The sequence below is a fragment of the Marinobacter sp. UBA2498 genome, from assembly GCF_002341575.1.
Lineage (GTDB): Bacteria > Pseudomonadota > Gammaproteobacteria > Pseudomonadales > Oleiphilaceae > Marinobacter > Marinobacter manganoxydans.
The window spans coordinates 28017-36855 of the sequence record NZ_DDOI01000082.1 but is presented as its reverse complement, the minus strand read 5'-3'; the positions used below and the strand labels follow the sequence as shown (position 1 = coordinate 36855).

The following is an 8839-nucleotide window of genomic DNA, read 5'->3' as shown; positions in this document are numbered from 1 at the left end:
CATCTTCGTTGGTGCGACCACTGAGAATCCCTCTTTTGAGCTGAACAGTGCGTTGCTTTCCAGAACACGTGTCTACGTGCTCAAGAACCTTGAGGAAGAGGACATCCTTCAGTTGCTACGCCGCGCGCTGACAGTTGATGAAGGATTTGGTGGACGCCTGCGAGTTGATGAAGACGTGCTGACCCTGATGGCGGCCGCGTCTGGTGGCGATGCCCGCCGTGCTCTCAATATCCTGGAAGTGGCGGCTGACCTGGCAGAGCCGGATGAGGCCGGCACGGATCGGGTAACGGCGGATCAGCTTGAGCAGGTCATGCAGACCAGCCTCCGCCGGTTCGACAAGGGCGGTGACGTATTCTACGACCAGATCTCAGCGTTGCATAAATCCGTTCGCGGATCAGATCCGGACGGCTCGCTGTATTGGCTGTGCCGGATGCTCGATGGCGGCTGTGATCCGCTCTACGTTGCCCGCCGTCTGGTACGGATAGCCAGTGAGGACATCGGTAATGCCGATCCGCGGGCCCTGCAGCTAAGCATGGAAGCCTGGGACGCTCAGGAACGCCTGGGGTCTCCAGAAGGGGAGCTGGCGCTGGCCCAGGCGGTGACCTACCTGGCCCTGGCGCCCAAGAGCAACGCTGTTTATAACGCCTTCAATCGGTGTATGGCCGACATCCGCCAGGACCCGGACTATGAAGTGCCGGTACACCTGCGTAATGCACCCACCAAGCTGATGAAAAGCATGGGCCATGGGGATACTTATCGGTACGCTCATGATGAACCCGAAGCCTTCGCCGCCGGGGAGTCCTACCTGCCCGAGGCCATTCATGAGCGCCGCTACTACGAGCCCGTAAACCGCGGTCTCGAGATAAAACTGGCTGAAAAACGCCAGCGTCTGGATTCCCGCAACGCCGAAAGCCCCCGCAAACGCTACACCTGAGCCTTTTTTCGGCGGTAGCCACGAGCGCCAGTGCAGGTATAATGGCCAGTCATTCAAAACATCGCTAACCGGAAGATTCAGGATAATCATGCTCGATCCCAAACGTGTCCGCACCCAGACAGAAGAGATCGCCCGTCGGCTGACCATCAAGAATTTCGAATTCGATACCGCCACCTTCGAGCAGCTTGAGGAACGCCGCCGTGCCCTTCAGGTGAGCACGGAAAACCTGCAGAGCGAGCAGAACAAGCGGTCGAAGTCGATCGGCAAGGCCAAGGCTGCCGGCGAGGACATCCAGCCGCTGTTGGACGAGGTGGAAGACCTGAAGAAACAGAAGTCTGAAGCCGAAGACGAGCTCCGCACTCTCCAGGAGGAGCTCAACGCCTTCCTGGCCGGTATCCCGAATCTCCCGGATGAAGATGTACCAGCCGGCGAGAGTGAAGACGATAACGTTCAGATTCGCACCTGGGGCACGCCCAGGAGCTTTGATTTCGAGCCCAGGGACCACGTTGCCCTGGGTGAGAGTCTGAAAGGCCTGGACTTCGAGACCGCGACCCGCCTGGCCCATTCGCGCTTTGCCGTCATGCGTGGCCCGGTGGCACGGCTGCACAGGGCTCTGGCCCAGTTCATGCTGGATCTGCACACACAGGAACATGGCTACCTGGAGACCTACGTACCATATCTGGTTAATGCCGATAGCCTTTACGGAACAGGCCAACTGCCGAAGTTTGAGGAAGACCTGTTCAAAACGGAAGGCGAGCATCCGCTGTACCTGATTCCCACTGCGGAAGTGCCTGCCACCAACCTGGTATCGGATTCTATTCTTGATGCCGCTGAGCTGCCGCTGCAGATGGTTTGCCACACGCCATGCTTCCGCAGTGAAGCGGGTTCTTACGGCCGGGATACTCGCGGCATGATCCGTCAGCACCAGTTCGACAAAGTGGAGCTGGTACAGGTGGTTCGTCCGGAGGATTCAGATGCCGCGCTGGAAGCCCTGACTGGCCATGCCGAAAAGGTGCTGCAGTTGCTGGAGCTGCCTTACCGCGTGGTTGCACTCTGTGGAGGCGACATGGGCTTTTCGGCGGCCAAGACCTATGACCTGGAAGTCTGGCTGCCGGGGCAGGACAAGTTCCGTGAAATCTCTTCCTGCTCCAATACCCGTGATTTCCAGGCACGCCGCATGCATGCCCGTTGGCGTAACCCGGAAACCGGAAAGCCCGAACCCGTCCACACCCTGAACGGTTCGGGGCTTGCCGTTGGTCGTGCACTGATTGCGGTCATGGAGAATTACCAGCAGGCTGACGGCAGCATTGTGGTTCCGGAGGTTCTCAAGCCGTATATGGGAGGCGTCGACAGAATCCAATGAGTGATCAGCCAGATAACGCACCAGGGAAGGGCGTTGGTGCAACCCCTGCACCAGTAAGGTACAGGGTTAATCCGGTAACTTCGAACCCGAACACATCCGCGGGTGAGGTTGCCCTGGTCGGGGCCGGGCCAGGAGACCCTGAACTGCTGACACTCAAGGCCTGGAGGTTGATTACTTCTGCCGAGGTCGTGCTCTACGATCGTCTGGTTTCCCCGGAAATACTGGCCATGATCCCGGACACCGCCGAGATGGTTCACGTTGGCAAGCAGCGGGCCAACCACACCTTGCCCCAGGATCAGATCAATCAGCGACTGGTGGATCTGGCCAGACAGGGGCGAAAAGTGGTTCGTCTCAAGGGTGGTGATCCGTTTATCTTCGGTCGCGGTGGCGAAGAGATTGAAACCCTCGCCGATGCCGGCGTCCGATTTCAGGTTGTGCCGGGTATAACCGCCGCGTCCGGCTGCGCGGCCTACGCCGGAATCCCACTCACCCATCGGGATTATGCCCAGTCAGTCCGGTTCGTGACCGGCCATCTGAAGAATGATACCTGCGATCTACCCTGGAAGGACTTTGTCCAGAACAACCAGACCCTGGTGTTCTACATGGGGCTGGTTGGCCTGCCGATTATCTGCCGGCAGTTGGTCGCCCACGGTATGTCCCAGGAAATGCCCGTGGCGTTGGTCTCGAAGGGGACAACGAGGGATCAGCGCGTGGTTACAGGGAATCTCTGCAACATCGTTGAAAGAGTAGAGGCGGAAGCGGTCCAGCCGCCAACACTGGTTATTATCGGCCAAGTAGTCGCGCTGAGAGAAAGGCTGGACTGGATAGGTGGGGTTATGACAACGGGGAGCTGAGGCTCCCCGTTTTATATCATGCTTTGATCAGCCGATCTTGCGCTTGGGCAAGACATCCTTCAACTTATCGCGCATATCCCGAATGGCCTTTTCGGTGGTTGGCCAGTCGATACAGGCATCGGTCACCGATACGCCGTACTTGAGATCTGCCAGATTCTCGGGAATGGACTGGTTACCCCAGTTGATGTTGCTCTCCACCATCAGGCTCTGGATCGAGGTATTGCCTTCCAGGATCTGGTGGGTCACATCCTGCATGACCAGCGGCTGAATGGCCGGGTCCTTGCTGGAGTTGGCATGGCTGCAGTCAATCATCATCGACTTGCGCAAGCCTGCTTTATCCAGCGCCTGTTCGCACAGGGCGACGCTCACGGAATCGTAGTTGGGTTTGCCACCGCCGCCACGAAGAACAACGTGGCCGTAGTTATTGCCTTTGGTGCGGATAATCGCCACCTGTCCCTGCTGGTCGATGCCCAGGAAGCTGTGGGGGTGAGACACGGATTTCATGGCGTTCACCGCAACGTCCAGGCTGCCGTCGGTTCCGTTCTTGAAACCGATCGCCATGGACAGGCCGCTGCTCATCTCGCGGTGAGTCTGCGACTCGGTAGTACGGGCGCCGATGGCGGACCAGGCAATGGTGTCCTGCAGGTACTGCGGGGAGATCGGATCCAGCGCTTCGGTGGCTGCGGGCAGGCCAAGCTCGTTGATATCCAGCAGCAGACGACGACCGATGTGAAGGCCCTGCTCAATATCAAAGGTGTCGTTCAGGTGCGGATCGTTGATGAGGCCTTTCCAGCCAACTGTTGTGCGAGGCTTCTCGAAATAGACACGCATAACGATCAGCAGCGTGTCGCTGACTTCATCGGCAAGCTTCTTCAGGCGCGCGGCGTAATCTCTCGCAGCTTCAACATCGTGAATGGAGCAGGGGCCCACCACGACGAATAGCCGGTGGTCCTTGCCATCCATGATGTCATAGATCGCCTGGCGGCCCTTTGAGACGGTTTCTGCGGCCTTGTCGGAGAGCGGCATCTCCTTCTTCAGCGCTTCAGGAGTGATCAGTGCTTCCTGGCTCGCCACATTCAGATTCTCTAGTTTGTTGCCCGACATGTTGTTCTGCTTCCCCGATTCTGATCGTTGCAGCCCTGGTGGACGATAGAATATGCCAACAGGGTTGCAGATTAACGCGAATAGCGCCGGTGCACGGTTGCGGTAAACCCCGGCGAGTTGGTTATACTGCGTTATTTACAGGGCCTTTTCAACGCTTCTTAAGTACGGGGAACGGATGTCGCAAAACAGGCAGAGACCGAAGGATGTGCCTTCCGTTGCAGCGGTTTCAGGCAAGATTGACGATGTCCTGGCCGGCATTCGTGTTCCTGACCTTCCATACCCGGCTGGCAAGCTCGAACCAGACGCCGTCAGCGACTGGCGCCCACTGCTGGTTTCCTGCTGGTCCGAACAGCGTGACGAACGGGTTACCCATGTTATCCGATCTGTTCATCTGGAGTGGTCAGCCCGACAGGTGAACGCCGCCTATGTGGCTGACCGCATCATGGACGTGTTCCTGAAGACGAGCGGCCTGCATCCGAGCCTCGCCCGCCGGGTGGCAAGGCTGCGCTTCTATCTTGCCTGGCGCATGAATCTGGAGGGCAAGAAAGCCTTCAGCAAGGCGCTACTGGAGTGGCTGGACAGCCTTCAGGAGTGGCGCGGCTGGAGTGATTCCGGAGGCCGTTCCGCCAAGGTTCTGATGGATCAGCTGGATTCGCTGGTTATCGCCGTTTCCGCGAGTTTTGAATCCGGCAAGACGGAGCCGGTTAACGAATTCTGTCATCGCTGGCAGGAAGACGCCGGGAAGAGGAATGCCCAGGTTGGAAAGCTCCGCCAACGGCTGCTGGAAACCGAGCAGGGCGCTGCAAAGCAGCGCAAGGCAGAGCAGTCTTCCCGGGCATTGATCGGTCGGGCTCTCCAGGGGCGCAAGCTGCCGCTTCCGATCGTCCGCTTTATACTTGATCACTGGCAGGGTCTGCTGAAACAGTCGATCTGGGATTCCGGTCTCGACGGAGAGAACCTGCGACATGGCAGCAAGTTGCTGGAATGGCTGGTCTGGATTGGTGATCCGTCGCTTTCCGACAAGGACCGTAATCGGCTCTATCACGTGGGCGAACAGATCGGTGATCGGATCCTTGATGTCTGGAAACGGGTTTTTAATGAATCACTGCCTGCGGAGTCCCTGTCCGGGATCGAATCCGCTATGGTTTCCAGGCTGAGAGGGGAGGCGCCGGATCTTGTGGAGGCTCTGCCGGCGGCGGGGAGCTTCCACTGGGACAGCACCTGGCTCAGCTTCGAAGTGCCCGCGGCAGAAGCTTTTGAACCGTATGAGGGGCAATGGTTTGTCGAGGGCGAGGGTGTCGGAGAGCAGCGCCGTTACTTCTATGCGTTCTTGCCGGAATCGGCAGAAATCCTCTGGACGAACGGCGCCGGCGTGAAACTGGGGCTGCAGACCTGGGGCGAGTTTCAGAGGGCCCTTGAGCAGGAGCAGATCCGGCCATTGCCGCAGCTCACGCCGTTCGGAACGGTGCTGGCAGAAACCGTGGAACTGCTTGCCCGTGTCTGCGAGAAGCAGCGTCGGCAGAGGGAGCAGGCGGCGGAAGCTGCCAGGCTGCGCGCAGAGGAATTGAGGCGGGAAAAAGAAGTCGCGGAAGAACGGCGAAGGGCGGAGGAAGCGGAACGTGAAGCCGAGCTTGAGCGCCAGCGGCAAGCCGATGAAGAGCAACGACTCGCCGATGAACAGGCTGAAAAGGAACGGATCCGGAAGGAAAGGACGCTGCTGGCCGAGAAACAGGTGGATGCTATCAAGCTTGGTGGCTGGATTGCCGTTGAACCCGATGAAACGTCTGATGAACCTGCCCGTCTGAAACTGGCCGTGCGCATCAATGCGTCGAGAAAGCTCGTGTTTGTGGACCGTCTGGGCCTGAACAGGCGTGAATTTCTCGAGGACGCCCTGGTTGAAAGGATTGTCGAAGGACGGATCCGGGTTCTGGGAACCTCCGCGGAATTCGACGACACCCTTAGCAGGGTAGTCGGGCGGATTCGCGTTGGCCGCAACTGATATTGCCGAAGCAGGAAAAACAATAATGACAGATAATGACTATAGCTTTGGAACCCGGAATGAGCCGCCCGTTGATCAGGACAATCGGGCAGATTACCGTCTTACGGCGCGAGCCAGGGCAATACTCGAGCTTGAGTCCGGCTTGCCGGAAGAAACCGGAGCCGAGGAGCGGGACCTTGTCTGCGGTATTCGTGATATTTCGGCCAGTGGCCTTTGCCTGACAGCTGACGAACCCCTTTCCCTGGGGGCCCTGCTGCCGGCGAGCGTATTTCTTGGTAACCATGCCCAGCCTTTCGGTCTGATGGTCGAAGTGATCTGGTGTCGACCCAACGAGTCGAGCTTTCTGGTGGGGGCGCGAATCATTGAGTCTGACGAAACCGCATACGTCGAGTGGGTGGAGGCCGTGGCCTCGGCGATGGCCCAGGATTGACTCTTGTCCGTGCAATCCAACGAAAAGAGCCGGCATAACGCCGGCTCTTTTACGTTCGGGGAGGGTGAGACTTACTCTTCAAGTTCACCCATTCCGGTAATGTTGAAGCCGCCGTCCACGTACATGATCTCGCCGGTAATACCGGAGGACATATCAGAGCCGAGGAATGCAGCAGCATTACCCACTTCGTCGATGGTGACGTTTCGCCGCAGCGGCGCACGCCTGGCATTTTCGGCCAGCATCTTACGGAAGCTCTTGATGCCAGAGGCGGCCAGGGTCTTGATCGGACCCGCGGAAATGCCATTCACACGAATGCCGTCCCGGCCCAGGCTGGCGGCCATGTAGCGAACATTGGCTTCCAGGGAAGCCTTGGCCAAGCCCATCACATTGTAGTTCTGCAGAACCTTCTCAGCGCCCAGGTAGCTCAGGGTAATCAGCGAGCTGCCTTCATGCATCATGCCGCGGGCACCCTTGGCCAGCGCGACAAAGCTGTAGGAGCTGATATCGTGGGCAATGCGGAAGCCATCACGGGTGGTCACGTCGACGTAGTTGCCGTCCAGCTCGTGTCCAGGCGCATAGCCGACAGCATGCACAATGATGTCGATGTTGTCCCAGTGCTTGCCCAGCTCTTTGAAGACGTTTTCAATTTCTTCGTCGCTTGCGACATCGCAGGGGAAAGTCAGCTTGCTTCCCCACTGTTCGGCGAACTTCTCAACCCGTGGCTGAAGTTTTTCATTCTGGTAGGTAAACGCCAGTTCGGCACCCTCGCGGGCGAAGGCCTCGGCGATACCGTAAGCAATGGACAGTTTGCTGGCTACGCCAACGATCAGTGCTTTCTTGCCACTGAGGATTCCCATGGGTCGTTCTCCCTGTGTTCCTGATTTGCGAGCATTATCCCTGAGTGCTCTGGTCGGGGTAACGCTCAAATAGTCGTAGTTGGTTTCTGGTAAAAGAACGCGGCGTTCAGCAGTTCACGGGTGTACTCCGCCTGCGGTGCATCGAAAATCCTGGCCGCGTCACCATATTCCACGATCCGGCCATGCTGCAGCACCAGCAGCTTATGGCTCAGGGCGCGCACCACAGCCAGGTCATGGCTGATAAAGATATAGCTTAGACCATAACGGGTCTGGATAGCCCTCAACAGTTCAATGACCTGCTTCTGCACGGTGCGGTCCAGGGCGGATGTGGGTTCGTCCAGAATGATCAGGTCGGGCTGCAGCACCAGAGCCCGGGCGATGGCAATGCGTTGGCGCTGGCCGCCAGAGAATTCGTGTGGATAACGATGCCGTGCCTCCGGATCAAGGCCAACGTCGGTGAGCGCGCGAATCACTTTGCTGTCGTGTTCGGCTGCGTTTTCCGCGTCGTGGATCTCCAGCCCTTCGCGGACAATTTCGGCAATGGACATTCTGGGACTGAGGCTGCCAAACGGATCCTGAAAGACAATCTGCACGCGCCTTCGCCAGGGCCTGAAATCCTTCTGGTTAAGAAACGCCAGCTCCTCGCCCGCGAGGCGGATACTTCCGGTACTGGCGGTAAGCTTCAGCAGCGCATGGCCGATGGTGGTTTTGCCGCTGCCACTTTCCCCGACGATTCCGAGCGTTTCGCCGCGATTGAGCTGGAAATCGGCGCCCTGCACAGCGTGAAAGGATTCCTTCACCTTGCCCAAAAGGCTCTTTCGTATCGGGAAACGCACGTCCAGTCGCTCAACAGCCAGCAACGGTTCTGCACGTTTATCGAGGGGTAGGGGCGCCTCCGGGGGCTCGGCATCCAGAAGCTTTCGTGTATAGGGGTGTTGTGGGCTGGCAAACAGGGCATCGGTATCGGCCTCTTCCACGAGTTTGCCATGTTCCATGACGGCCACCCGGTCGGCGTACCGGCGAACGATGGTCAGGTCATGGGTAATCAGAAGAATGGCCATACCCAGTTTCTTCTGAAGGTCCCTGAGCAATTCGAGAACCTGTTTCTGGACGGTTACATCCAATGCCGTCGTGGGTTCGTCCGCGATAAGGAGATCGGGTTCATTGGCCAGTGCCATGGCGATCATCACCCGCTGTTTTTGCCCCCCCGACAACTGGTGGGGATAAGCGCCAAGCTTGCTTTCCGGGTTCTGTATCCCCACGAGTTGTAGCAGTTCCAGGCAGCGCTGTTTTGCCTG

General features: G+C 58.3%; 8 protein-coding genes. 5 read left to right on the top strand and 3 right to left on the bottom strand.

The annotated features are described in order from the left end of the window. From B2W52_RS11325 to cobA, 3 genes are all read left to right on the top strand, one after another. Positions 1–934: replication-associated recombination protein A (locus B2W52_RS11325; RefSeq protein ID WP_286803095.1), on the top strand; the 934-nt coding region annotated here is incomplete at its 5' end. A gap of 88 nt (positions 935–1022) precedes the next feature. Beyond that, entirely contained in the window at positions 1023–2297 is a 1275-nt protein-coding gene (gene serS / locus B2W52_RS11320) for a serine--tRNA ligase (protein ID WP_008171730.1), read from the top strand. Continuing rightward, positions 2294–3151 carry a uroporphyrinogen-III C-methyltransferase gene (gene cobA, locus B2W52_RS11315; RefSeq protein WP_008171728.1) on the top strand — a complete coding sequence of 286 codons (858 nt, stop codon included), beginning with the start codon at positions 2294–2296 and terminating at the stop codon, positions 3149–3151. The genes serS and cobA overlap by 4 nt, the downstream gene beginning before the upstream one ends. Before the next feature lie 27 nt (positions 3152–3178). Here cobA and B2W52_RS11310 read toward each other — a convergent pair whose 3' ends face one another. Further along, positions 3179–4255 carry a 3-deoxy-7-phosphoheptulonate synthase gene (locus B2W52_RS11310; RefSeq protein WP_008171726.1) on the bottom strand — a complete coding sequence of 359 codons (1077 nt, stop codon included), beginning with the start codon at positions 4253–4255 and terminating at the stop codon, positions 3179–3181. 175 nt (positions 4256–4430) lie between these two features. Between B2W52_RS11310 and B2W52_RS11305 the strand changes: the two genes are divergently transcribed. Continuing rightward, positions 4431–6254: a DUF1631 family protein gene (locus B2W52_RS11305; RefSeq protein ID WP_092032493.1), complete on the top strand. Its 1824-nt coding sequence runs from the start codon at positions 4431–4433 to the stop codon at positions 6252–6254. A 25-nt stretch (positions 6255–6279) separates the two neighbouring features. Continuing rightward, positions 6280–6684 (top strand): PilZ domain-containing protein, encoded by a 405-nt coding sequence (locus B2W52_RS11300; RefSeq protein WP_286803087.1) that lies wholly within the window; start codon positions 6280–6282, stop codon positions 6682–6684. 71 nt (positions 6685–6755) lie between these two features. Here B2W52_RS11300 and B2W52_RS11295 read toward each other — a convergent pair whose 3' ends face one another. After that, positions 6756–7541: an enoyl-ACP reductase FabI gene (locus tag B2W52_RS11295; protein ID WP_008171720.1), complete on the bottom strand. Its 786-nt coding sequence runs from the start codon at positions 7539–7541 to the stop codon at positions 6756–6758. 65 nt (positions 7542–7606) lie between these two features. Continuing rightward, positions 7607–8839: ABC transporter ATP-binding protein (locus B2W52_RS11290; protein ID WP_286803083.1), on the bottom strand; the 1233-nt coding region annotated here is incomplete at its 5' end.

Bases quoted from the DNA above. Each gene is read 5' to 3' on its own strand.
- serS (WP_008171730.1), top strand. From the start codon at position 1,023: ATGCTCGATCCCAAACGTGTCCGCACCCAGACAGAAGAGATCGCCCGT.
- cobA (WP_008171728.1), top strand. From the start codon at position 2,294: ATGAGTGATCAGCCAGATAACGCACCAGGGAAGGGCGTTGGTGCAACC.
- B2W52_RS11310 (WP_008171726.1), bottom strand. From the start codon at position 4,255: ATGTCGGGCAACAAACTAGAGAATCTGAATGTGGCGAGCCAGGAAGCA.
- B2W52_RS11305 (WP_092032493.1), top strand. From the start codon at position 4,431: ATGTCGCAAAACAGGCAGAGACCGAAGGATGTGCCTTCCGTTGCAGCG.
- B2W52_RS11300 (WP_286803087.1), top strand. From the start codon at position 6,280: ATGACAGATAATGACTATAGCTTTGGAACCCGGAATGAGCCGCCCGTT.
- B2W52_RS11295 (WP_008171720.1), bottom strand. From the start codon at position 7,541: ATGGGAATCCTCAGTGGCAAGAAAGCACTGATCGTTGGCGTAGCCAGC.